Genomic DNA, 24,204 nt, shown 5'->3' with positions numbered 1-24,204 from the left:
CCCGGTCAGACCGGAGAGAGAGGGGGGACAGCGCGTGAGCGTCAACTTGTCCAAGGGACAGGGCATCAGCCTTCAGAAGTCCGACGGTGGCACGCTGACCGCGGTGCGGATGGGCCTGGGCTGGCAGGCGGCCCCCCGGCGCGGACTGTTCGGCTCCCGCACCAGGGAGGTCGACCTCGACGCCTCGGCCGTCCTGTTCGCCGACAAGCAGCCGGTTGACGTGGTGTTCTTCCGTCACCTCGTCAGCGATGACGGCTCCGTCCGGCACACCGGTGACAATCTGGTCGGCGGCGCCGGGCAGGGCGGAGACGACGAGGCCGTCCTGGTGGACCTGCAGCGGGTACCGGTCCACATCGACCAGATCGTCTTCACGGTGAACTCGTTCACCGGTCAGACCTTCGCCGAGGTGCAGAACGCCTTCTGCCGGATCGTGGACGAGACCAACGGCCAGGAGCTGGCGCGCTACACGCTCACGGGCGGTGGCCAGTACACCGCCCAGGTCATGGCCAAGGTGCACCGCGTCGGCTCCGGCTGGCAGATGACCGCCGTCGGCGAGCCCGCCAACGGGCGCACCTTCCAGGACCTGATGCCGGCGATCGTCCCGCACCTGTAGGCGTCACCGCCCGGACACGGCATGTGCGGGTGGCTCCCGGAGGGCGGCGCCTTCCGGGAGCCATGCCATAGGGCAACGCACCGCAGCTCCACCGACGAGAGCTCAGCACCGAGGGGACAGAGCAGATGACCGCCGAGCTGGTCCGCGGGCAGAACCATCCGCTGCCCCACACCCGGCTGGAGATCCGGGTGTCGGCCGGAAAGTCCGTGGTGGCCGGTGCCACCCTGACCGACGAGCACGGTCGCGTACCCGGTCCCGAATGGATCGCGCACCCCGCCCAGCCGGCCTGCCCCGGAGTGGAGGTGTCCCGGCAGGCGACGGCGGACCACCGGATCGCCGTCGATCTGGCCGCCGTACCGGACACCGTGCACCGGGTTTCGGTGCTGCTCGCACTGCCGGTCGCCCCCGGTGCCCCGATCAGCTTCGGAGCCGTCGCGGCCCCCCGCCTCGCCGTCACAGGCCCCGATGGCACCGGCATCGTCGCCTACGACACCACGGGCCTGGACACCGAGTCCGCCGTCGTCGCCCTGGAGATCTACCGCCGCCAGGAGGCATGGAAGATACGGGCTGTCGGCCAGGGCTACGCGGGAGGGCTTGCCGAGCTGCTCGCCGACCAGGGCGTCGAAGCCCCGGGGGAGCTCGCCGCCGCCATCAACGAGGCCGTGGCCGCCGGGCCGGCTCGTACGGTCGGCACGCCCCCACCCCGAACCACGGAGGCCCGCCGGGGCGCACCGGCGGCGGCCGCAGGCGCGACGGGCGACTACACCCTCGCCGCGCCCGCGCCCGCGCCCGTGCCCGCGGTTCCCGCGCCGGCCCAGGGCACGCCTGAGCCCGCGGACACCCATCACCCCGGGTCCCACCAGGGCGTCCACCAGCAGCCGGGTACGGCCGCGGCGCCCGACGGCGGCCCCATCGACTACACACACCCCCGCAGGCGGCCCGTCGTGCCGCCGCCACCGCCTCCTGCCGCACCGCCTGCGGAACCGGGGCGACCCGCTCCGCCGGTGGCCGGTGACGCCACCGGCTGGTCCATGGAGGAGCGGCTCTACAACCAGGTCTGGGGCATGTTCGAGGATCTGGCGCGGGCTACCGCCGCCTACCGGAGCGCGGTCGACTTCGCCGAGGCCCGCCGCGATCAGGAGCTCGACAGGGCGCTCTCGGACCCACGTGCCCGGCTGACCGGATCAGGGGACGCGGCATCGGCCGCCCGCGCCCGCTGCGAGGAGCTGACCGGACGGGCACGCGAGGCCCTTGATCGCGATCTCGGCCGACTGGCCGCCGAGTCGGAGGTCGTCGAGCCCGCCCTGCCGCCCGCGTTCGCCCGCTGGGACCACCCGCTCTGGGGGGCCTACCGTGTGCCGATGGAGGTCCCGATGGCCCTACGCCTCGGGGATCTGCACCTCCCCGAGCGCCCTGAGCTGCACATTCCCATGCTGGTACGGCTGCCGCTCGAACGGGGCCTGTGGGTCGACAGCGGTCGCCGGAGCTCCGACGCCGCGTCCCTGATGGACGAGGCACAGGTCCGCGGACTCGCCATGGACGCGGCCGTCGCCCACGCTGCCCGGCTGCTCGCCGTCCACCCTGCCGGTGAGTTCTCGGTCCATGTGATCGACCCCGCCGGTTCGGGGGCGAGCTCGCTGGCTCCACTGGTGCGCTCAGGTGTACTGGACGAACCGCCCGCTTCCGGTGCCCAGGGCGTCTCGGCGGTGCTCGCCAAGCTCACTCAGCGGGTCGATCTCGTCCAGATGGCGGTACGCGCCCGAGCGGCCGACGCTCTGCCGCCCGATCTCGACACCGCCGAGCAGCTGCTGATCGTCAACGACTTCCCGCACGGCTTCGACGACCGTGCCGTCACCCAGTTGCGCTATCTCGCCGACGAGGGGCCCGCGGTGGGCGTGCATCTGCTGATGGTGGCCGACCAGGAGGACGCGAGCGCCTACGGCCCGGTGCTCGACCCTCTGTGGCGCTCGCTGCTGAGGATCACCCCGGTGCCGGACTCCCATCTCGCCGACCCCTGGGTGCAGCACTGCTGGACGTATGAACCGCCGGTGATCCCACCGGGCAGCCGGGTACTCCACCAGGTGCTGGCCGATGTGGCCGAGGCCAGGCGGACCCGGAGGCGCTGAAGCCCTGGGGAGGCGACAGCGGTACTGAATCCCGCACACCGTGTCCCACCTGCCCATTTGGTCGTTGCATTACCTTTCTCTTTACCTCTCTTTGGTCTTTCCTGTACTGTTCTTTGCGCGGAGGGGAGTATTCCCGCGTGCGGTGTGCCCGTCAGTACGGACCGTCAGACAGAGCCGGTCCCGGGACGTCGGCCCGTGAGCGACAGTGTGCGCCCGGGTGGAAGAGACCTCCGGCAGCGACGACGCTGATCAGTAGCGGTACGACGCCGGAGGCGCAGTGGACGTTTCGATAGGTATGTGGGTGCTGACCATCCTTGGTCTGTGTGCCCTGATCGCAGTCGACTTCTTCATCGGGCGCAAGCCCCATGATGTGTCGGTCAAGGAAGCCGGGATCTGGACCGTGGTCTGGATCGTCCTGGCCGTGCTCTTCGGCATCGGCCTGCTGGTGGCCGGAGAGAGCCAGGCGTCGGGCGAGTTCTTCGCGGGATTCATCACGGAGAAGTCGCTCAGCGTCGACAACCTGTTCGTGTTCGTCCTGATCATGGCCAAGTTCGCGGTGCCATCCCACCTCCAGCAGCGTGTGCTGCTCGTGGGTGTGCTGATCGCCCTGGTCCTCAGGGCCGTGTTCATCGCCGCGGGTGCCGCGATCATCGCCAGCTTCTCGTGGGTGTTCTACATCTTCGGCGCGTTCCTGATCTACACCGCCTGGAAGCTCATCCAGGAGGCGCGCAAGGGCGAGGAGGAGGATGAGTTCGAGGAGAACCGCCTGCTCAAGTCCATCGAGAAGAAGTTCGGCGTCGCCGACCGCTACCACGGCACCAAGCTGTTCATCCGCGTCAACGGCAAGCGTGTGCTGACCCCGCTGATGGTGGTCATGCTGGCCATCGGCACCACTGATGTGCTGTTCGCCCTGGATTCCATCCCGGCCATCTTCGGTCTGACCCAGGACCCGTACATCGTCTTCACGGCCAACGCCTTCGCCCTGATGGGCCTGCGCCAGCTGTACTTCCTGATCGGCGGGCTGCTCAAGAAGCTGGTCCACCTGAGCTACGGCCTCTCGGTGATCCTCGGCTTCATCGGTGTGAAGCTCGTGCTGCACGCCCTGCACGAGTCCGGGGTGCACGTGCCCGAGATCTCGATCCCGTTCTCGCTGACCTTCATTTGCGGCGTCCTGGTGATCACGACCATCACCAGCCTCATCGCCACCAGCCGACAGGAGAAGCGCGAGGCCGCCGCCGCGAAGCCGGTGTCGGACGACGGCCAGACGGAGAAGGACAGCGTCGGCGCCTGATCACAGGTGGCGCACGTCGCGGGGCGCGCACCTCTCTGTGGTGCGGGCCCCGTTCTGTGCGCGTGCGGCACATGTGGTGCCGGGTACTCAGACCGCCGCGCCTGCTTCCTCGGCAGCGGCCTCCCCCGGACGGCCCTGTTCCGGCTTCCGTGCGGGCAGGGTCTCAGGCAGCAGCGCGAAGCAGAACAGGCTGAGCAACGCGATCCCGGTCAGATAGGCGGCGACCCCCCAGGGCGGGCCGCTCCCGCCCGACATCGCGGTGGCTGCGATCGGGGTGAGCGCCCCACCCAGCACCCCCGCGAGGTTGTAGCCCACGGCTGCGCCGGTACAGCGCACCCTCGGCTCGTAGAGCTCCGGCAGGTACGCGGCGATCACGGCGAAGATGGTGATGAAGGCCAGCAGAGCGACAAGGAAGCCGAAGAACATCGGCACCGGACGCCCCGTCTGCAGCAACGCCACCATCGGGAACATCCAGAGCGCGATGGCCGCGCAGCCGACGAGGCACAACGGCCGCCGCCCGTAACGGTCACCGAGCATCGCCGCGAACGGAGTGGCCGCCCCCTTGACGGCGACGGCCGCCATGATCGACCCGAGCATGGCGGTGCGGCTCACTCCGAGCCGTTCGGTCCCGTAGGCGAGCGCCCAGGTGGAGACGGTGTAGAAGACCGCATAACCCACTGCCAGCGCTCCCGCGGTGAGCAGCACCAGCCGCCAGTGCCCGCGCAGCACCTCGGCCAGCGGCAGCCGGGCGGGTTCGGTGATCTTCCTGAACTGCGGGGTCTCCGCCAGCGAGCGGCGCAGCAGCAGTCCACCGGCGGCGAGCAGCCCCGCCGCCCAGAACGGCACCCGCCAGCCCCAGGACTGGAACTGGGCACCGGTCAGCCCCGCAGAGAGTGCCAGCATCACCCCGTTCGCGAGCAGGAAGCCCACGGCGGGCCCGATCTGGGGGAAGCTCGCCCACAGCCCGCGGCGTTCGGCGGGCGCGTGCTCGGCGGTCAGCAGTACGGCACCGCCCCACTCCCCGCCGAGCCCGAGTCCCTGCAGGAAGCGCAGCACCAGGAGCAGCGCCGGAGCGGCGGCGCCGAGCGTGGCGTACGAGGGCACGCAGCCGACCAGCACGGTGGCGACACCGGTCAGCAGCAGCGAGCCGAACATCACAGGCCGCCGTCCGTATCGATCACCGATGTGCCCGAAGAGTACGGAACCGAGTGGGCGCGAGATGAATCCGACGGCGAAGGTGCCGAAGGCGGCCAGGGTTCCCGCGAGCGGGGAGAAAGTGGGAAAGAACAGCGGTCCGAGCACCAGGGCCGCGGCCGTGCCGTAGACGAAGAAGTCGTAGAACTCCACGGCCGTCCCGGCGAGCGAAGCCGCGGCCAGGCGGGACATCGAAGGGGTGGGTGATTCAGAGGAGGGCGGCGAGGGAGGCGAAATGTGGTTCATGTGCACGCCGCCCCAACCACACTTGATCGCCCCGGGTTACGGGGGACGGGACGGGGGCGCACACAGGCGTGTGCGCCCCCGAGGAGCCGGGGCATGACGTGCGGCTCACCAGCCGCGTTCGCGCCACTCCGGAAGATGCGGACGCTCGGCGCCCAGAGTGGTGTCGCCGCCATGGCCCGGATAGACCCAGGTCTCGTCGGGAAGCCGTCCGAAGATCTTGGTCTCCACGCCATCGATGAGGTCGGCGAACGCCTTGGGGTCGTCGTGGGTGTTCCCCACACCGCCCGGGAACCCGTAGGGTTCCTACTTGTGAACACTCTCACCCTGGCAATCCGCACCATCGCCTTCCTGTACGCGCGGATCTCCGAGGACCCGCAGGACCGTCGGCGAGGCGTCAACCGGCAGATGAGCGACCTGAGGACCTTCACCCAGGAGAACGGTTGGGAGGTCGGCGGCGAATACATCGAGAACGACGTCTCCGCTCATTCGGGTGAAGAGCGCCCCGAGTACGACCGGCTGATGGCGGATGCCATCGAGGCCGCGCGTCAGCCAGGGGTCCGGGTCGTCATCGTCGGCTACCACCCGTCCCGTGTCTGGCGGCGCCGCGTCGAGCGAGCCCAGGCCATCGAGGATCTGCGGCACGCGAAGTGCTGGGTGGCGTTCGAGTCCGGCGGTCTGTTCAACATGTCGAAGGCGTCGGACCGCTCGCAGCTCGCCAACCTCGGCGAGTCCGACACGGCAGAGTCCGAGGTGAAGAGCGAGCGGGTGGCCCGGGCCGCCCTGGAGCGCGCCCAGGAGGGCCGCGCGAACGGGGCGGTGTCGTACGGGTGGCGCCGCCAGTACGAGTACGACGACCGCGGCCAGGTCTGCGGCTTCCACGACGTCGAGGACCCGGTGCAGGCCGACGTCGTCCGCGACATCGTCACCCGCCTGCTCTCGGGGGAAAGCCTCCTCGGGATCACGGCCGACCTGAACGCGCGCGGGGTGGCGTCGCCGGGCGCCGGGATGCAGCTCAAGCGGCGGGCCGCCGGCCAGAACGCGGACGGCTCGCTGTGGAACAAGACCTCCGTCAAGAAGCTCGCGCTGCGGCCGGCGAACGTGGGCATCCGCGTGCACCAGGGCATCGAGTACAAGGCCGCCTGGCCGGCGCTCATCACGGACGAGCAGTACGCCCAGTTGAAGAACCTGTTCGCGGGGCGGACCGTGGTGCGGGAGCAGCCGGGAGCGCGGCGGCACCTGCTGACGTGGGGTGAGGTCGCCACATGCGGGCCGTGCGGGGCCGTGTTCCGGGTCGCGCTGAAGGGGAACGCGAAGCGCGGGAAGAAGAAGCCGACCTACGTCTGCGACGCGAACGGCTGTGTCGGCCGGAACGAGGAAGCGCTCGACAACCACGTCGGCAAGGTGGTGGTGAAGCTGCTGTCGAAGCCGGAGGCGGCCGACGTCTTCCGGGGTGATGACTCGGCGGCGCTGGCCGCTCTGGAGCGGGCTGAGGGCCTGAAAGCGCGCCAAGAGGCCGCTGCTGACGACTACGCCGAGGGGGCCATCACCCGGGAGCAGCTGCGGCGCATCACGGCGAAGCTGGCGCAGCAGATCACGGAGGCGCAGAACGAAGCGCGGAGGCTGCGGCCAGCCTTCGACCTCGCCGCGTTCGACGGCCTGGTGGGGCCGGGGGCGGAAGCGGCATGGAAGGCGCTCCTGGTGCCGCAGAAGCGGCGGGTGCTGGACGGCCTGGGGCTGCGGTTGAAGGTGCATCCGGTGGCGCGGCGGGGCCCGGGGTTCGACGAGACCACCGTCGCGCTCCGATGGGAATGAACCTCGCGTAGCTCCGCACCGGGCATGGCAGCGTCCGCGTCACGGGCGGAGGGACACTACGGCGGTCTCGCCGGGGTAAAGCCGGGCGCCCGCGGGGAAGAGCAGCCTGACTCCGGGGCTGACGGCGCCGCTGAGCGCGCCGATGTCGGCGAGCACGAGGGAGTGGTCGCGGTACAGGGGCGTGCCGCGCAGGAGGCGGCGCGCACCGGGCGTTCCCCCGGTGGCGGGTCTGAGTCGGGCGGCCGGGGCGCGCGGGGTGCGGGCGGCCAGTCGGGCGCTGGACGAGCAGAACGGTGCGGTGGTGGTGCTCGTAGGGCAGGAGGGCGGTGAGCAACCGTCGGACGGCCTCGTCGAGGGCAATGCGGTCCAACGGGTGTGTGGATGCCGATGCAGCCGGCAAGCTGGAAGGCGCGGTTGGAGGGGTCCTCGCGAAGGCGGGGGGCGGTCCAGGGGGCGCCGCGAAGGTCCACGGCCCGGGGGACGTCGTTGTGGTCGGCCTCGGCCCGGATCAGCCCGACGCGCTCGTCGGTGAGTTCGACGAACCAGAAGGCGGTGCCCCGGTTGTTCGCCGAGTTCACCCAGCAGGGCGTCCCGGGCCGGCCGGGGTTCGTCGGCGGGCTCGGGACCGCCCGTGGTGAGGGCGGCGGCGAGGACCTCCGGGGTGGGGCCGCCGAGGAGGAGTTCGCCCTCCATGCGTCAGCGGCAGTTCCTGCAGAACCGCCCGGCCGCATTCGACCCCCCGATCACTTTCGACCTCCCGCTCGACGGCCGCGCTTGGACTACGCAGGCAGTGGACCGTGTGTGCTGCCTCCGTCATCGCCCATCGTGGTGGCGCAACTGCGCTGCAGGCAAAGGTCGTTTGCTTGAACATCGCAGGGCGGGAGCGGTGGCCGCCGTTTCGTTCCCTGGGCTCAGCCGGCGAGGGCGAGGAGGTTGACGAGGAGCTCCGCCCAGACCGGGAACAGTAGCCAGGCGTCAGCGTCTGAGGCCGGTCGTTCTTGCGGCCGGCCAGGCCGAGCAGGCCGTGGATGTAGTCGCGCATCTGGCGGAGGGGCTCCACGCGGGTTGAACCGTTGGCCGACGCGGAGGAAAAGGTCTTCGAGTTCGCGACCCCAGGCCTCAGCTGCAGGCCCGTTGATCACGGCGAGAGGCTGCCCTGCGGTTGCCACTACCAACGCTGGCTGCACACGATCGAGGGGCTGTTTCATGAAGACAGCCCCTGACCTGACATCTGCCCACTACACCTACCATGCATAGCCTCTGAGCAGGAAAAACGTCGCAGTCCTGCCGGAGTGTTAGGCGGCATCCACTCCGACCTGGGGATGAGCGACGGGTGGCTGTGCGGTCTTGGCCACGGCGGGCCGGAACACGGTGCGCAGTTCGACGATCTCAGCCCCGGTGAGTGGCGCCCGGGACGCGACGAACTCGGCGAGGAACGCGTCGATGTCCTGGCCGGCAGCCGGTGAGCACCAGCCGTTCGGGTCGACGTTCACGCGGTGCCTGCCCAGAACTCGGCCCAGCACTTGTCTTCAGTGTGACGGGCCGACGACTCGGGCCCTATGGCACGCGCCTCGAGTTCTTCCTGACTGCGTGAAGCCATGAGTCCCACCCAAGTGCTTATCGACTAGCGAGTAACGCTCTTTCGGCACTCTATCGCGTGGATGCTAAAGTGTCAGTAACGAAAGGCATTCGACTTGCTATGCGAGTGCCGTCCGAATGCGAGGTGGCGGGCGAGCCCCTCCACCTCAAGCGCTCGCACCACGCGCTGTGGAAGACTCCTGAGGACCTCACGCCCCACCAACAGGCCAAGCTCACCTGGAGAGGCTGATCATCCCCAGAGGCTTCGGCTTCCGTTCCGCCGAGGCCGTCATCGCCCTCACCCTGCTCCGCCTCGGTGGCAACCGCCCCACCCTGCCCCGACGCCAACTCGCATGAGCCTGACCTGCAGGTCCCACACAAGAGCCCTTTTCACTCACCTACGATTGCTTCATGCCGTCGCCCCTTCCCACGTCCCTTGCTGTGTCCGACGCCATCACCCACTACCGCCAGCTGCGCGAGCTGACTATCGACGAGCTGGCCTACGTGCTCTTGATGCTCGATCACCCGATCTCGGCCGACGCCCTCGCGGAGATGGAGCGATGTGCTCGCCCTGTGACCGTCGACGATCTCGTCGCGATCGCCTATGTGCTTGACACGACCCCCGCGGTGCTGCTGTCGCACATTCCCATCGACATGCCGGAACCCGAGGGGCCTTTCGCCACCGGGCTCCCGAGTGACGTCGACCCGACCGAGCTCCGTGCCTGGATCGAGGGGAAGACCACGCTCGACCGCGAGTCGCGGGTGCGCTGGTGGGAAGAGCGGGCCGGCCGCCTCAGGGTCCGGTCAGCGCATCACGAGGAGCAGCTACAGGGCGCGTACGCAGAGCTGCGTGAACTCGGCGACCTGGCAGTCCAAGACGCAGACGCCCCGCCCGTGCAGCGTCTGCAGTGGCGCATCCAGGACGGCGAACACGCGCTCAATCAGTCTGAGGTCGCGCTGGCGCTGACTGAGCATCGGCTCGGCAACCTCCGAGAAGGCACCTGACTGACCTTCTATCTCAAACCGACGATCCAGAACGAACGAGGGGAGAACACCATGAGCATCACCAGGACCGCACGTAGGACGCGGGCCAAGATCGCCGTGCCCATCGCGGCCCTGGCCGCGGGCTCACTCATACTCACCGCCTGCAGCGGAAGCAGCGACAGCGCCAGTAAGCTCGACGGTACCTACTACATCAAGGACGTCAACGGCACGTCCGAACTCGGCCAGTTGGTCGTCAAGGGCAACAGTGTCTCGCATCATGAGTACACCTGTGACGGTGTCTACGAGAAGCCGGGCGTGACCAGCACCGGCGAGTTCAACAAGGATCAGTCCCAGATCATCTGGACGGTCGCCGGAGAGGACAGCCGCAACAAGCGGACCGGCAGCGAGTCCATCTCAACCAGCAACGCCGCGATCAGCATCAGCGGTAGCGCCTACGTACGTGACAACTCCGATGCTGGCAAGGCTCTGTTGGACGGCTTCAAGGCCAAGTGCGGGAGGTAGCGTCGACGTCCCGCTGGCCGGTCAAGCAGCACAGAACCCCGTGAGTATCGCGTCCACGGGGTTCTGTCCTTCCTCGGCTGGTCAAGTCTGACGCCTGCTACTGAAGTTGCTGCGACCGGTACTCCTCGATCGTCGCCGGCGGTCGGCCGTACTTCGGGGCATACCGCTCGACGAAATCGAGTTCGGCCCACGCTGTTGCGGCTCAAAGGACGACGCACCCGGTGAGGATGATCGTTCTCACCGGGTGCGTCAGTCCTCCGCGCTCGCTCTCGATCGGACGGTCAGTCCTCCTCGCGCCGACCTCGGCGGAGGCCACCGGCCGACCGCTGCTGCGGCTCCGGGGTCTCCACGCTCTGAGGGGCCGGATCGGCAACCCGGCGCGGACGCGGAACCGGAGCTGGCCGCGGAGAACGAGCCGGTGCAGGGGCCGACGGCCGCGGAGCCTGAGCCTGCGGGGCGGGTGTTTGGCGCGGTGTCGGCGTCGACGCCTGGATCGAACTCGGCTGACGCGTTGCCTGCGTCCGAGCCGGAGTCCGCGCACCAGGCGCAGCCGGAGTCTGCCCCACAGCCGGAGCGCCGGCCCCTGGCCGCCTCGGAGCCGAGGCTCCGTCGCGGCGGGCGTTGATGACGGACAGCGGCCGGTCACGGTTCGCCTGCGCCTCGGCCTGTTCCTGCCGTGCCGGCGGTCGGATGGGTGTCTGGGCCTTGGCCGGAGTAGGGGTAGGGGTGCCCTGAGTGGAGCGCGTTGGACGCGTGCTCGGCACACCCGACTGTGTCGGAGCGGGCGCCGGTGCGGGCGCAGCGTCGCCGCTGAAGCGCTGCGGTGCAGCTTGCTGGTTGCTGCCCTGTTGGCTCTGTGCACCCTGGGAAGTGGTGCCGAACTGCGTTGGGCCTGTCTGACCGGCTACAGCCTTGCGGTCTTCGCTGGTCGGGGTAGAACCAGCGCCGCCGGTGGCGCTCTGGCCCTGAGTGGAGCGCGTTGGATGCGTGCTCGGCACACCCGACTGTGTCGGAGCGGGCGCCGGTGCGGGCGCAGCGTCGCCGCTGAAGCGCTGCGGTGCAGCTTGCTGGTTGCTGCCCTGTTGGCTCTGTGCACCCTGGGAAGTGGTGCCGAACTGCGTTGGGCCTGTCTGACCGGCTACAGCCTTGCGGTCTTCGCTGGTCGGGGTAGAACCAGCGCCGCCGGTGGCGCTCTGGCCCTGAGTGGAGCGCGTTGGACGCGTGCTCGGCACACCCGACTGTGTCGGAGCGGGCGCCGGTGCGGGCGCAGCGTCGCCGCTGAAGCGCTGCGGTGCAGCTTGCTGGTTGCTGCCCTGTTGGCTCTGTGCACCCTGGGAAGTGGTGCCGAACTGCGTTGGGCCTGTCTGACCGGCTACAGCCTTGCGGTCTTCGCTGGTCGGGGTAGAACCAGCGCCGCCGGTGGCGCTCTGGGAACTGCCGCGAGAGCTCGACGGCTCCGTGGACGAGGCCAGAACCTCACCGGCGATGATCATGTGGCCGTCCGAGGTGTACCCGAGGTTCGAGAGGCCGCCCTGGTTGCTCAGACCCTGCGCAGTCTGCTTGTCTGAGCGCGAGCTGCCCGCTCCACCATTTGTCAGCTGCAGCGGGCCACCCTTGTCGTCGGGTCCGTCGCGACCGGGCGTGCCCTGCACGCCAGCGGGACCACTGCCGCCCGGCAGGGCCTTGACTTCGTCACTACCGCCGTCGGAGCCACCAGATCCACCATCCAGCGCCGGGCTGTCCGGGTCATCCGATCCATCCTGGCCGCCACCCCCGAGGGTCAGCTGCTGTTGACCAGAGGTCAGCGCCATGGTGTCACCGTTCGTGCCGCCGGCGTTGGTCGACGCCGTCCTGCCCGCGGGCTTGCCCGTGCTCGGGGACACCGGATTGGTGGTCTTGCTGTTGAACCCGCCTGCGAGCTTGTTGCTCATGGCCATACCCGCCCCAGCCCCTGCACCCGCGGCCAGAGCAGGCATCAGCCCGCCCTTGTCCGGCTTCGGCGTGCTGTTCGTCTCGAGGAACTTGTCCACGAGCTTGGTGACCACCTCGTCCATCGCCTGCAGCACAGTCTTGCGCACCCGTAGCAGGGCGAAGGTGATGCCCATGATCACCAGAGAGGAGATCAGGGTCAGGATCACCACGATGATCCCGCCGAGCGCAGCGCTGCCCCACAAGCCGCCCGGGCTCATGAAGCTCGACACGGGCCCGGCCATGATGTCCGGGACCGAGATCAGGAACTCCGAGACGAACTGGTAGATGAACAGCGTGACGAGGACCTCGAGGATCAGAGCCATGGAGTAGACGATCACTTTTGAGATCGCCTGCATAGCGCCTAGCGTCGCGAACGGCACGGCTGCCACCAGGCCGAAGATCCGCTTGACCGAGCCCGCCAGCATGCCGATGGCGTACCAGAAGCCGAGCAGGACGATGGAGCCCAGGATCGTGGCCGCGTTGCTCCAGTACATGAACTTCGCCGGCCCCGTGCCCACCTGGCTGACGGCCATGTGGTTCTCGCGGGTGAAGCCGCTGGTGGCGTTGTTCGATGAGTACATGGTCAGCGAACTGGGGTTGAACCCGGTGTTGAGGTAGTTGTATGCCGTTAGCGGAGACAGGTTGCATGAGGAGGGCGTCTTGCCCACCGTCAAGCCACAGCCACCTTTCGTCCCCGTTGTCGTGAACACCGTCGAGTCCTTACCGGGACGAGAGGAGGTCAGGCCCGTGCCGTCGGTCGAGATCACTGGGTGATCGACCGGCCTCGGCCCCTTCTCCTCACCGAACTCCTCCACGTCACCGTAGCTGTTTTTGTCGACAAACCAGCTCTTCTTGGCCTCCGCGCTTTCGTCCAGCTGCGTGATCGAGCTCTTGATCCCCGACTCGAAGTCGGAGGCTGCGATCTCGTTGCTGCCGATGTACTTGCCGATGATTCCAAAGGTCGAGAACACCGCCTTGAGGTCGTCCGAGGCACTGCCGCCGGTGACGGAGACGGTGCCGTCCTTCCAGGCCGACTCGGCGTCGTTGGCCTTCGTTCCGATATTGATGCCGTTGAACGTCGCCCCGTGGGACTGCTTGTTGATCGCCAGCGCACTCGTGCGCACCGACATCATCGCGTCCGGGCTCGCCTGGCCACCGTTCCAGGAGACAGTGGCCTGGTCCGGGATCCCCAGACGGTCGTTCATCATCCACGCCTCGAAGTCGACGTAGGTGCTCAGCACGACGCGCGTCGGGCCGGCGTGTTGACCCAGAACGGAGTCGTCGAACTTGTCGAGCACGCTGGTGTACATCGATCCGATGAGCGGCAGGCCGACGCCGATGAAGACAACGCGCACGATGAGCTTCTTGATCGCCGAGCCCCGGTCCATCTTCTTGAACATGACCAGGCCGATGAGGAGGAAGCCGATGAAGATCGGCACGAGCGCCTGCCACGAGATGTCGACGAGCAGGCCGTACCAGCCGCTGATCCAGTGCTGAAGACCTGAGAGTGCGCCGCCTCCGGTGTCACCTCCCGTCATCCCGTCGGCGAAGGTCGGGTTGACCGCCCTGACCGCCTGGTAGAACCACAGGAAGGGGTTGATGAGCTTCAGGAACTGGATGATGACGTAGAACAGCGTGCCGACCGCCAGCGCCAGGGCGTAGAGGACCCAGATGATGGAGCCTCCGATCACGCTCACGATCTGGCCGCCGATGCCCGAGGACATCGTGTCCAGGCCGAGGTCAGCGTTCGCCGCCCCGAAGTGCGCGTAGTCGAGCATGCCCGAGTACTTCGCGTTGCCCTTGTCATCCTTCGCGGCCAGGGTCTCGTAGGTCACGGTCTGCGAGGACCCCGAGACCTCGGCGAAGAACCAGCCCATGATGTTGCCTAGGCTGAAATCCGGGTCGGCGTAGCCCAGCATGGAGCCGCCCGCAGCAGGACTGCTCGTGACCGGCTTCCAGTTCTCGTGCATGCCCTTGTCGTTCGACGGCGAGTTCTTCTCGCTGAAGTACGAGCTCGCATTCGAAGCCAGCTGGTAGAGGCTGTAGTTGTCGCGCTCCTTCTCGTCGTCCGCGGACGCCGGCGAAGAGGTCACCATGATGAGGACTGGCACCAACAGCGCGGCCAGGAGCGCCAGGGCGAGCCCGCGCGCGAGCCTGCCCTGGCGGGCTCCGCCACCGCCGTGGCCGCCCCAGGAACGCGGCCGCGCCCCCGATGTGATCGTCCCGTTCATCGTCTCCCCCCTACTCCTCGCCTTCGTATCAGTGCTGACCTCGTTCACGCCTTGACCAGCTTCTTCGGCCTGAGCTTCCTCGCTGGCCGCCTTGCGCCGTCCTCGGGCTGCTGTAGGCTCTTCTTGCCGTCGTGGCGCTTGCCCCCGTCGCTCTGGCCCGCGGCAGCCTCGCCGTCGCCGCCCTCGCTGTGCTTCCGGATGCTGGTGAGGTTCGCGCCCGGTGCCGGCTTGGCGTGCATGATCGCGTCCATCCGCGCCCCCTCTTCAGCCCTGGCCGCTTCCAGGCGGACCCGCCTGCGCTGTGCCTCTCGGTAGGGGTTGATCCCCAGTGCCAGATCCAGGTGGAAGACCACGTTGGAGACGCCCCGGCGCAGGTGCATAAGGTTCTCGCCCCTGGTCGTGATGAGTTGGGCGAGATCCGGCGGAATCCGCTGGTGCAGCTGCTTCTGGTATTCCGCCACCGTGCCGTCACGCATCGGGCCGAAGAGCGTGTAGTCCGCGGCGTCGAACTTGTTGAAGTCGCTGTCGGCCAGCATCGTGTCGACGTCGTTGTAGCTGTAGACCACCCGGCCACCGCGCTCGTACATATGGTCAAACTGGTCCTTGACGTACTTCTTCACCCGGTCGTCGATGTGCTCGGTGCCGTGGATGATCACCGTGTCGCCGAGCCCCAGCTTGCCGACGGCGAAGCCGACGATGTTCACCAGCTGCGCCATCGCCACGCTCTTGCCGCGGCGCATGAGCCGCGAAAAGTCGTAGACCACGCGCCGCGAATCCCGGACCCCGTCCACGGCCGAGGCCGTGTGGTTGTTGAACAGGTCGCCGTTGGTGCTCAGCATCGCGTTGGCGATGCCCCTGAGCACGTTGTATGCGCGCACCTGGTCCGGGTCGGTCCTGCTGGAGTTCAGCAGCGCTTTGTGCGCGGTTGCCAAGTAGGAGACGAACATCTGAAGACGCGGCACCTGGGTGTGCGGGATGTTCACCACGCGCAGGCGGTGACGCTGCTCCGTGGCGTTGTGCCGCCACATACCTTGCTCGATGTAGAAGTCGGTCGCGGTGTCTTCGAGGGCGCTGCGGATGATCGAGCCGATCGCTCCGTCGCTGGTCTCGTAGAGCTGTTCGAACATCAGCTTGAGCTTCTCCATCTGGGCGGAGAAGACCGTCAGCTCGTCCTCCTCCTCGCCGAACATCTCGAACATGTTCACGTCGCCCTGATTCAAGTCCACGCGCGAGGTGAGCCGCTCGAACTTCGGGCCGAGCTTGTCGAGGTTCGCTCCGTCGAGGATGAGGTGGACGACCTGGCCGTTGTTCAGCAGCGCCGCCTGAGAGATCTTCGAGCACCACATGTTGGCCACCCGCTGGCGGTCGAGGTACTCGCTGAGCGTGGCGTCGGCGACGATCACGTGGTGGTCGTAGGCGTCGACCTCCATGAGCACGGCGCTGTTGTTGACGTCACCGACCATGTAGCCGACGTACTCGCCGCCCTTGTCGTTGAGGCCGTTGGTCACCAGCGAGTACGAACCGGCCAGCTCGGTCGAGGTGAAGTGGAAGCCCCTGCCCTTCTTCTTCTCGTTGTTCTTCCACAGGGCAGAGAGCTCCTGACGCTGCTCGCCGGTGTAGGGCGCAGCCTTCAGCGTGCCGAATCGGTCGATGTACAGGCGCGTGACACGGTCGACCGTGTCGTCCAGGATCGCCAGATCGGGGGCCTTGAGGAAGAGCCGGTTGTGCACGGACAGATAGCTCGCGCCGTCCTGGATCTCACCGATCGTTACCCCAAGGTCACCGGAGATCTTCGCGGCCTTGCGCTTGGAGGAAGTCGTGCCCGTCTCCTCCTGCTCGTTCGCATCCAGCCGGTCCAGCTTCTCCGACTGCTTGATGTACGAGTCGATCCACTTCTCATCCATCCGCCTGACCTGCTCAAGCACGACCGCGGTGACCCGCTCGTCCAAGCCGTCCGGGATCCGGTCGATACCCCAGAAGGCGGCGAAGTTGTCGTGCGCGGCGTCGTCGTGGAAGTACGCCAGGATGCAGGCGACGGAGCCGTCGACTTCGAAGTAGTCGGAACGGAAGAGGTACTTCTCCTTCGGCTTCAGCGCGAGCAGGTGCGGATAGGCGTCGAACGTGCCCTGGAGGTGCTTCACCTCCCGGCGGCGCTGCCACCAGTTCTTCTTCCGCTCGGCAGCCTCATCGGCTGCGCCGTCCGCTGACGCAGCGTCCTGTACGCCCTCAGCCTGAGCGGCACCGTCCGCGCGCGGAGCATCGACCACAAGCTCCGCGGTCTCATTCGTCTCGTCAGGCTTCTTTCCCGGAATGCCGAGCTGCGCCCGGACTTTTGTCATCAGCGCCATGGTGTCCTTCCCTTTCGTTTCTCGTCGTGGTGGTCGGCCTGGCGCTGGTCAGTTCAGCGACGCCTTGAGATCGAGCAGTTCGTCGTCGATGCCCTGGTAGAAGACCCGTAGCATCGGCAGGGCCTCCTCGCGGTCGAGCATCGTGGCTTCCTTGATCATCAGAGTCGAGCCGCCGACCTCGGCCTGGAGGACCTGATGCCCCTTGCGCAGCGCGTCGGCGTTCTTGCCCTTGAGCAGCAGGTACTGGTGGATCGAGGTGAACTTCCCGCCCACGTGCTGCGTGAGAATGTCGAATTGCTCGTTCTGCAGCTCGATCAGATCGGGATCGCGGACCTGCAGGGCCTGGTTGCGCCGTTCCAGGTTCGCCACCTGGTGGTAGATCCGCTGCGGCTCCTTCGTTGTGATGAAGCTGTGCTCGCAGGCCGTCTCGACCTTGCGCCAGAAGGAGTCGACCCGGTCGAGGATCCTGACCCGGTCCTCGTCGAAGAGCAGGTAGCTAGCCGAGCCGACGACCAGGTAGACCCGACCTTCGCCGCCGTCGGAGAAGCGGATCAGCCCGTCCTCGTCGATCCCGTCGATGCCGACGATCGAGTAGAAGTTCGTGGGGTTCGAGCTACGACGGGTGAAGACGTGGCGGGCCTTGCGGGGCAGATACGCCAGGAAGGCAGGCACCCGCATGATGCGCAGCTCCTTCGTCTTCATCAGCCCGCCGAAGTAGGCGATCGCCGCCAGTGCCCAGAGGACGAAGAACGTGATGGCGACCGGGCCCGAGCTCGCGACGAACGTCGACGTGCTGAACCACAGCAGAGCGAGGAAGCCGCCGCCGAAGAAGAGCAGCTGCTTGATCGGGGAGGGTTTCGCCGCCCAGCCTCCCTTGCTCAGCGTGATCTCGTGATCGAGGAAGCTCCTGTTCAGCGAGCTCGGCACCTTGTAGGACAGTTTCGCCATGGATCTCTCATCTCCCCCTGCGGCTCCAATGGTTATTGATTCGCCTATTGAAAAACCTCATACATGAGGTGCGTAGGTGGCATCGTATCGCAGATGGGCTATTTGAATCGATGGTGAAAGGTGCTTGAATGGCGATGTCCGATGGCTCGGACTAGTGGGCCTGAGTCGTCGGGTGTCGTCTGAGCGGCTGACAGATCAGTCGTGCCGCGGAAGCAGAGGCGCTCAGCCCACCGCTACCGTTTCGAAGCCCGGGGTGTCGTCGTCCAGGTGGGCGCGGTCAGCGCATCGACTCAATCGTCCTGGGCGAGGGTCTTTTGGCGGCTCGGTGTCAAGGGGTGAGGCCGGCGGGGGCGCCTGTTGGGGGTATCGCGCATCCCCGGAGTCCGCCCCGCCCGGCTATGACGGCCCCAGGTTCTAGCCATGGGCGAAGCGGTTCACCTGCCGAACTCCGAAGCCGGTCCGATTGACGATGGCCATGGGGCGGCTGATCGCCTGGCGCGACTTCGACGCCAGCACACCGTCGGCGCCCTCAGCTTCAGATGGCCCCGGCCTCCCTACCTGTTGCCTTCCTCGCAGTCCCTGGGGCGTTTGCCCGGTGGCGGGGTCGCGGCAATGAAGTCGGCGCTCAGCACGTCCGCGTAGGGGGCCAACTCCTCGTGGGATGCCACCACGGCACGCACGATCCGGTTGATCGTGTCGGAGCGGGCGAGGCGAGCGCCCCGAGCCCGGTTGGAAGTCCCGGTCAGCAGCGCGCCCCGAGAGAGGTAGGTGCCGCGGGCTGGGCTGATGACACGGCCGGTGAGCGGGTCGGGCTCGTATGTCCCGGCGACGGTGCGCCCGACGTAGGCGTCCAGCGCGCGGGCGGCGTCACGGTTGACAGTGACGGTGGACAGGGCGGTGTCGTCGGCGTTCTTGGGCCGCACCCTCCAGCTGGTTCGAAAGCCCTCGTTGACCCGGTCCTCCAGGTCGAGGGCGAGGATCGTGCCGGGGCGTAGCTTCTCGTGCCCGAAGTAGCTGTTGAGCAGTAGGTAGATCAGGGCCCGGTCGCGCAGTGCGTTGCGGCCGGTCAGGCCATCGGCGGCGTGCATCATCCACCTCGGGCCGTCGCCCCTCAAGCCGGTGCGCTTGGGGTCGGCCGGTACGGGGGCTCCGGCGAGGCGGGCACGGGTGAGTTCGGTGTCGACCCCGTCGGTGATGCCCAGAGCGAGCAGGTGCTGGTAGAAGCTCGTGACGGCGGAGGCCATCATGCCCCGGGTGGCAAGGGCGGTGCTCTCATGCTCGTCAGAGATCCACACCCCGATGTTGGCCCGTGCGCAGGCGTAGGGGTCGAGTCTGTCCCTGAGGTCGCACCAGTTGAGCCAGGCGGTGGTGTAGGCGCGGTAGTGACGGCGGGCCTCGGCGGAGAAGCCGCCGGAGGCCAGCTTGTACGGGGATCTTTCGGCGGTCCAGGCGGCAAGCTGCCGGTAGGCGTCGTGGGCATCGTCGCAGGGGGCCAGGCGCTCATGTCCACAGCAGGTCGAGTGGCGGTGCGGGGCATGCGTCACCCCAAAACCCTAGCCATCCTAAGAGGCTGTCTCATGTGGTGGTGTCGTGACGTGCGGCATCATGGCTGCTTGTGGGTGCTGATCTGTCGCGGCGGCTGGTTCCTGACGGGCTGTGGGAATTGGTTGGACCGTTGCTACCGTCGTTCAAGTCCCGTCCGCAGGGCGGCGGGACTGCTCCGTGTGATGAGCGGGCCGTGTTCACCGCGGTCGTGTATGTACTGACCAGCGGGTGCGCCTGGCGGCACCTTCCCGAGACGTTCGGCGTGTCGCCCGCGACAGCCCATCGCCGGTTCACCGTATGGACCGAGGCGGGCCTGTGGCGCCGACTGCACCGCGCGGTACTGGACCAACTCGGCGCCCGGGGCGAGGTGGACTGGTCTTCGGCGATCGCCGACGCGGCGAGTGTGCGGGCGAAAAGGGGGGTTCGCTGACCGGACCGAATCCGGTCGATCGCGGTAAGAAGGGCAGCAAACTGCACGTGCTGTCCGAGGCCCAAGGCATCCCCCTTGTCGTCGCGGTGTCCGCCGCGAACACGAACGACACGCTGGGACTGAAGCCGCTGATCCGCGGGATACCAGCGGTCCGCTCCCGACGAGGCCCCCGCCGGCACCGCCCGGGAAAGCTCCGCGCGGACAAGGCGTACTTCTCCGCCGAACACCTCGCCTGGCTCCGCGAGCGCCGCATCGTCCCGCGCATCGCACGGCCAGGCATCGAATCGAGCGAACGGCTCGGCCGCCACCGCTGGAAGATCGAACGATCCATCGCCTGGCTCTTCGGCTACCGCCGCCTCACCGTCCGGTACGAACGCAAGGGCTCCCACTTTCTCGCCTTCCTTGGTCTTGCAGCCGCCCTGACCTGCTACAAGAAACTCACCAAGATCACCACATGAGACATCCTCTAAGTGTGGTAACGGACCTACCTGCATGGATTAAACGACTCCGGTCATCGTCCCCATCGCATCCTCATGCGGTCGCTGTCGCTGCCGCGAAAAGGCAGCAATGGGCCCCTAGGTCTGGGACCCACTGCTACTTGTCAGTGCCCGTCCGGCATCAACCGAACGTCGGGACGATTCTCTTCTTGCCGCCCTTTTCCTTCCACGAGATCCGGGCGTCAAAGGTCTTGCCCTGCGACGACACGAACCCCGTGCCTTGGATGGTCTTGCCGGCTGCCAAGTCCTTGCGCTGCGCATCGGTGAAGGTCACCTGGCACCAGGACCGCGGCGGCTCGTCGCCGGAGCCGAAGTCGGGGACGATCTTCTTGGCCTTCGCGTCCCACCTGACCTTGCAGCCGAAGGTCTTACCGGTCCTCGCGCTGACGAAGTCGTCGATCTCCAGGGTCTGGCCCGCCAAGAGCGCCGTGACCTCCGCCGGCGTGAACGTCCGGCCGGACCACTTCGTCGGCCTGTCCGGCACCTTCAGCTGGAACCCGACGAACTTGCGGCCCTTGTAGTCGCCGACGCCGAGCGCACCGGTGGCCGTGAAGGGCTTGCCCTCCGTCGACCTCGTCTGGAACGAGATCGTCTGGCCCGCGAGTAGTTTCGCCACCTCGTCGTCACTGAACTCGTGGCCCGACCAGATCTTCGTGAAGACAACCTTCTTCGGGCCGCCCGGAGCGGCCTGCCACACACCCTCGGCACGGGCGGGGACCACCTGCTCCTTCAGACCCAGCTCGGCGCGCATGGACGCGGCGTTCCTCGTCATCGTGGCGATGTCCTCGCGCACCCATTCGGCGACGATCGCCAGGCGCTCCTCGGCGGTCGCCGTCCCGGCGGCGATGTCGCGCATGTCGGCGTAGACCTTCTCGGTGAGCCCGAGATCGCCGATGCGCGTGCCCGGCAGGAGCCGCCAGCTCATCTTGCCGGCCTGCGCCAGCCTGACCTTGCGGCCCTTCTCGGTCAGCAGCGGATACTTCGCCCTGCCGTTGGTGACCTCCGAGTAGATCGACGTGCGGGTCGCGCCCGTGCCCACGTCACGCTTCTCCAGCTGCTTCATGAGCCACTTCATCGTCGGATGCTCGGGACGCTTGTTCGCGCCTTCGAAGATGAACGGCTCCGCGATATGGCCCAGGCCCTTGCAGGACTCGTTCTCGTCGCCTTCGGCCGTGTCGTCGCCGGCGTCCGGATCGAACACGGCCCGCCAGCCGGCGCTCTTGGGCACATTGGCGATGCCGACGAAGTCCGGGTACTTCTCCACGTGGCCCCTCTGCTGCTCGTACAGATAGTCCTCGGCGAGCATGGCCAGATAGTTCTTCGCGAGCATCTCGTAGATGAGCCGCCCGGCCTTGCCGTACTTGTGCTCGACCTCGTCCAGCGAGGAGGGCACCTTCGGTCCCGGACGATTCGCGCCGTGCGCGCCCTGGGGCTTCACGTGTGTGGACCGGGGCTGGCGGTGCGTCAGAAGCCCAGCGTCGACGCCGACCACGGCAGCGATCTTGTCGACCAGCGGGGCGAGGTCCTTGAACTGCTGGGGCGTGATCGTCTTGTCCTCCGTGCGCGGGTACGAGACGGCCTGGTCCTCGTACATCTTCTGGTAGGTCGAGAGCGCCAGGTTCGCCTTCACACCCTTGCCGACGAGCATTGAGGACAGGGACGCCAGGTCGAGCAGCTTCGGCGGCGCGGTCTTCTTGCCCGCCTTGCTGTCCAGGACGACAGGGGAGGGGCCGTACTGCTGCGTCACCTGGCGCTTCTGGTCGAACCGCGGCTCATCAGGGTTCGTGTACATGACGTCGTTCTCGTCGCGGAAGCGGTTCTGGAAGAACGGCTTCTTGACGTACGCGTCATAAGCCTTCTGCTGGTCGCCGACGAGAGAGACCATCGCCGACTTCAGCCGGCCTTGGCGCAGTACGAGGTCCTGACCGGACTGGCGGCCCATCGCCGTGGCGATACGGGTGAACTGCATCGAGAGGAAGTCCCACTGCGAGCGGTACATCGCCTTGCGGTAGTTGCCCTCGTCCCGCATGGACTTCACCGGTCGGCGCTGCTCGAAGGCCTTCTGGATCGAGGCAATCGACTCGTCGGTGAACTCCATGCGGCTGAACCGCTTGCCATGGAGGCCGAGTTCGTCGATCGCCTCCCAGAAAAGCAGGTCACCCTCGCCGGACGGATCCAGGTCCGTGGCGATGACGATTTCGTCGCCGCGGTTGAGCGCAGAACGCAGAGTCTTGATGACGTCGGCGACGTTCTTCTTCGGCTCGCGCTTCCATGAAAGATCCTGCGGGTTCCACGGCAGATTGCCCAGGTCCCACTTCTGATAAGCGTCCGCGAGCGAGGAGTCCACCATCGCGTGTGGCTGGGCGAACTCGTAGAGATGACCCCGCAGGCTCGTCACCTCGAAGGCCGTGCCCTTGTAGCTGCCCTTCGCCCCGCCGAGGGCGCTGGCCATGTTCCTCGCTGCGCTCGGCTTCTCCGCCACCACGATCGCGACCACGCCTGACTCCTTATCGTCATCGACTCGTAAGCGAGTTTGATGCTACTTGAAAGGGTAGTCAAATGAACCCTATAGGGATTGAGTGGATTGTGTGGACGATGCTTGTGGTTGGACTTGTTGTTTATCAAATAGCGGTCTGTGGTGAGTCAGAGCTCCGCTGGACGAGTGGGTGCAACGGGCGGGCGTGCGGAGTGCGTGCAGGCTGGTTTGGCCGACGGGGATCAACGGAGTTGATCCGGGCGTCGAGCGGATCGTCGCCGGGTCGCCGGCGCCGGCCAGGAGGACAGCGCGGTCTCTGATGGCGGTGGGACCGGTGCGAGTGCGGACGGTCCGCCAGTGCTGGTCTACGTGCTCCAGAACGTCCTGGGGGAGGAGCCGGAGTGGGCCGACCTGCTCCCCCGCGCCGACCGGCGTGGCCTGACTCCGTTGCTGTTGTCCCACGTCCGCCTGTACGGGGAGGTGAACCTTGCCATGGATGCCTGTCTGAACCTGGCCGCAGCCACCGTGCCGGGCCCCCGAACACCAGCAGATCCCGACGAACGGCAGTCGGCCGGGCGTCCATGAGCGCGCATCGACGGCCCTTGATGCGAAGTTGGCGATCAAGCCTGGAACGGGTTCTACGATGGGTCGGTGACTGAGACGCTGCCCCCTGCGGGCATTGACCTCTTCGACGTTGAACGGCTCCTGCTGGCCGAAGCCGCAGAGCCGCCGCTGCCGCCCCAGGATGCTGAGGCCCGGGACCGGGTGTGGGACACGGCGGTGCGGGCCAACCCGACTCTCTTTGACGGGCCTGTGGTGGCGTGTGGGGGACTGGAGCAGTCCGGCCCGCGCATCCTGCGCCTTTCCTGGGTGCGTGTGACGTACCGGCACTACGCCTTGCGTCGCGTTCCGGGCGCCACCGCGCTGCCGTCGCTGTTCGTGAACGTCGTCCAGCCGACCGTCGATGGTCGTGTGCTGGCGGCGAGGATGTCGCCGTCCACTGCCGCTCCGGGCCGTTGGCAGTTGCCGGGCGGGTCTGTGGAGCCTCCGCAGGATGGGGCGGTGCTTGACGAGTCGGCGCTGGCCGGCCAAGCCGCACGCGAGCTTGCCGAGGAGCTGGGAGTCGAAGCGGTGCCCGATGACCTGCAGTTGTGGGTCGTTACCCGTGGCGAGAACGGCAGTATCGGCCTGACTTACCTTGCTCCGGCCCTGCCCGAGGCAACGCTGCGCGCAGAATTTACTGCGGCTGTGGCAGCCGAGCGAGTCCAGGGCCGCGAACCTGAACTCGATGACATCGCCTTGGTGCGTTCACCTGACGAACTGGCCGGGCTCGCTGGTCCGCACGCGGACTATCTGGAGCCGATCGTCCGCCGCTTCTCCGTGGGCCAATAG

The 24,204-nt window shown here is 67.4% G+C and carries 17 protein-coding genes and 1 pseudogene; 9 read left to right on the top strand and 9 right to left on the bottom strand.

Annotated features, from left to right (window positions below; all coding sequences use genetic code 11):
• Positions 1-34 precede the first annotated feature (34 nt).
• The 3 genes from V1460_RS25950 to V1460_RS25940 all read left to right on the top strand — a co-directional run bounded on the left by V1460_RS25950 (position 35) and on the right by V1460_RS25940 (position 4,030).
• Positions 35-613: a TerD family protein gene (locus tag V1460_RS25950; RefSeq protein WP_338676030.1), complete on the top strand. Its 579-nt coding sequence runs from the start codon at positions 35-37 to the stop codon at positions 611-613.
• 125 nt (positions 614-738) lie between these two features.
• Positions 739-2,739: a TerD family protein gene (locus V1460_RS25945; RefSeq protein WP_338676029.1), complete on the top strand. Its 2,001-nt coding sequence runs from the start codon at positions 739-741 to the stop codon at positions 2,737-2,739.
• Positions 2,740-3,016: 277 nt separating this feature from the next.
• Positions 3,017-4,030 carry a TerC family protein gene (locus tag V1460_RS25940; RefSeq protein ID WP_338676028.1) on the top strand — a complete coding sequence of 338 codons (1,014 nt, stop codon included), beginning with the start codon at positions 3,017-3,019 and terminating at the stop codon, positions 4,028-4,030.
• A gap of 87 nt (positions 4,031-4,117) precedes the next feature.
• Here the strand turns inward: V1460_RS25940 and V1460_RS25935 are convergent, their stop codons facing one another.
• Positions 4,118-5,416: an MFS transporter gene (locus V1460_RS25935; RefSeq protein WP_338676027.1), complete on the bottom strand. Its 1,299-nt coding sequence runs from the start codon at positions 5,414-5,416 to the stop codon at positions 4,118-4,120.
• 159 nt (positions 5,417-5,575) lie between these two features.
• Positions 5,576-5,761 (bottom strand): annotated as a pseudogene (locus V1460_RS25930) (MBL fold metallo-hydrolase); the annotation flags it as partial.
• An 18-nt stretch (positions 5,762-5,779) separates the two neighbouring features.
• Here V1460_RS25930 and V1460_RS25925 point away from each other — a divergent pair.
• Entirely contained in the window at positions 5,780-7,282 is a 1,503-nt protein-coding gene (locus V1460_RS25925; RefSeq protein WP_338676026.1) for a recombinase family protein, read from the top strand.
• A gap of 39 nt (positions 7,283-7,321) precedes the next feature.
• Here the strand turns inward: V1460_RS25925 and V1460_RS25920 are convergent, their stop codons facing one another.
• A complete protein-coding gene (locus V1460_RS25920; RefSeq protein ID WP_338676025.1) occupies positions 7,322-7,642 on the bottom strand; it encodes a hypothetical protein in 321 nt (106 codons plus the stop codon).
• Between the two features lie 935 nt (positions 7,643-8,577).
• Complete coding sequence (locus V1460_RS25915) at positions 8,578-8,805, bottom strand: hypothetical protein (RefSeq protein WP_338676024.1); 228 nt, start codon at positions 8,803-8,805, stop codon at positions 8,578-8,580.
• A gap of 496 nt (positions 8,806-9,301) precedes the next feature.
• Here V1460_RS25915 and V1460_RS25905 point away from each other — a divergent pair, with 496 nt between their 5' ends.
• Entirely contained in the window at positions 9,302-9,865 is a 564-nt protein-coding gene (locus V1460_RS25905) for a DNA-binding protein (protein ID WP_338676023.1), read from the top strand.
• Between the two features lie 51 nt (positions 9,866-9,916).
• Entirely contained in the window at positions 9,917-10,366 is a 450-nt protein-coding gene (locus tag V1460_RS25900; RefSeq protein WP_338676022.1) for a hypothetical protein, read from the top strand.
• A 281-nt stretch (positions 10,367-10,647) separates the two neighbouring features.
• On the opposite strand, the gene V1460_RS25895 is transcribed toward V1460_RS25900, so the two are convergent.
• The 4 genes from V1460_RS25895 to V1460_RS25880 form a co-directional block, all read right to left on the bottom strand.
• Positions 10,648-14,568, bottom strand: a complete 3,921-nt coding sequence (locus V1460_RS25895; protein ID WP_338676021.1) for a hypothetical protein — start codon at positions 14,566-14,568, stop codon at positions 10,648-10,650.
• 44 nt (positions 14,569-14,612) lie between these two features.
• A complete protein-coding gene (locus tag V1460_RS25890; protein ID WP_338676020.1) occupies positions 14,613-16,916 on the bottom strand; it encodes a hypothetical protein in 2,304 nt (767 codons plus the stop codon).
• Between the two features lie 48 nt (positions 16,917-16,964).
• Positions 16,965-17,864: a hypothetical protein gene (locus V1460_RS25885; protein WP_338676019.1), complete on the bottom strand. Its 900-nt coding sequence runs from the start codon at positions 17,862-17,864 to the stop codon at positions 16,965-16,967.
• A 554-nt stretch (positions 17,865-18,418) separates the two neighbouring features.
• Positions 18,419-19,408, bottom strand: a complete 990-nt coding sequence (locus tag V1460_RS25880) for a hypothetical protein (RefSeq protein ID WP_338676018.1) — start codon at positions 19,406-19,408, stop codon at positions 18,419-18,421.
• 71 nt (positions 19,409-19,479) lie between these two features.
• Between V1460_RS25880 and V1460_RS25875 the strand changes: the two genes are divergently transcribed.
• Positions 19,480-20,297, top strand: a protein-coding gene (locus V1460_RS25875; protein ID WP_407077527.1) for an IS5 family transposase whose coding sequence is annotated in 2 segments (ribosomal slippage) — positions 19,480-19,822 and positions 19,822-20,297 — 819 coding nt in all. Because the reading frame shifts where the segments join, the coding sequence is not laid out codon by codon here.
• 160 nt (positions 20,298-20,457) lie between these two features.
• On the opposite strand, the gene V1460_RS25870 is transcribed toward V1460_RS25875, so the two are convergent.
• Entirely contained in the window at positions 20,458-22,833 is a 2,376-nt protein-coding gene (locus tag V1460_RS25870; RefSeq protein ID WP_338676017.1) for a DNA topoisomerase, read from the bottom strand.
• Positions 22,834-23,169: 336 nt separating this feature from the next.
• On the opposite strand from V1460_RS25870, the gene V1460_RS25865 reads away from it, so the two are divergent.
• Together V1460_RS25865 and V1460_RS25860 are read left to right on the top strand one after the other, a co-directional pair.
• Positions 23,170-23,397 (top strand): hypothetical protein, encoded by a 228-nt coding sequence (locus V1460_RS25865; protein WP_338676016.1) that lies wholly within the window; start codon positions 23,170-23,172, stop codon positions 23,395-23,397.
• Positions 23,398-23,463: 66 nt separating this feature from the next.
• Positions 23,464-24,204, top strand: coding sequence for an NUDIX domain-containing protein (locus tag V1460_RS25860; RefSeq protein ID WP_338676015.1), 741 nt, complete (start codon positions 23,464-23,466; stop codon positions 24,202-24,204).

It is taken from the genome of Streptomyces sp. SCSIO 30461, assembly GCF_037023745.1.
GTDB lineage: Bacteria > Actinomycetota > Actinomycetes > Streptomycetales > Streptomycetaceae > Streptomyces.
This window is presented reverse-complemented; position numbering and strand designations above follow the sequence as displayed.

What these genes read in the sequence shown, in the direction of transcription:
- V1460_RS25945 (WP_338676029.1), top strand. Translation starts at nt 739, where the DNA reads ATGACCGCCGAGCTGGTCCGCGGGCAGAACCATCCGCTGCCCCACACC.
- V1460_RS25935 (WP_338676027.1), bottom strand. Translation starts at nt 5,416, where the DNA reads ATGTCCCGCCTGGCCGCGGCTTCGCTCGCCGGGACGGCCGTGGAGTTC.
- V1460_RS25900 (WP_338676022.1), top strand. Translation starts at nt 9,917, where the DNA reads ATGAGCATCACCAGGACCGCACGTAGGACGCGGGCCAAGATCGCCGTG.
- V1460_RS25895 (WP_338676021.1), bottom strand. Translation starts at nt 14,568, where the DNA reads ATGAACGGGACGATCACATCGGGGGCGCGGCCGCGTTCCTGGGGCGGC.
- V1460_RS25890 (WP_338676020.1), bottom strand. Translation starts at nt 16,916, where the DNA reads ATGGCGCTGATGACAAAAGTCCGGGCGCAGCTCGGCATTCCGGGAAAG.
- V1460_RS25885 (WP_338676019.1), bottom strand. Translation starts at nt 17,864, where the DNA reads ATGGCGAAACTGTCCTACAAGGTGCCGAGCTCGCTGAACAGGAGCTTC.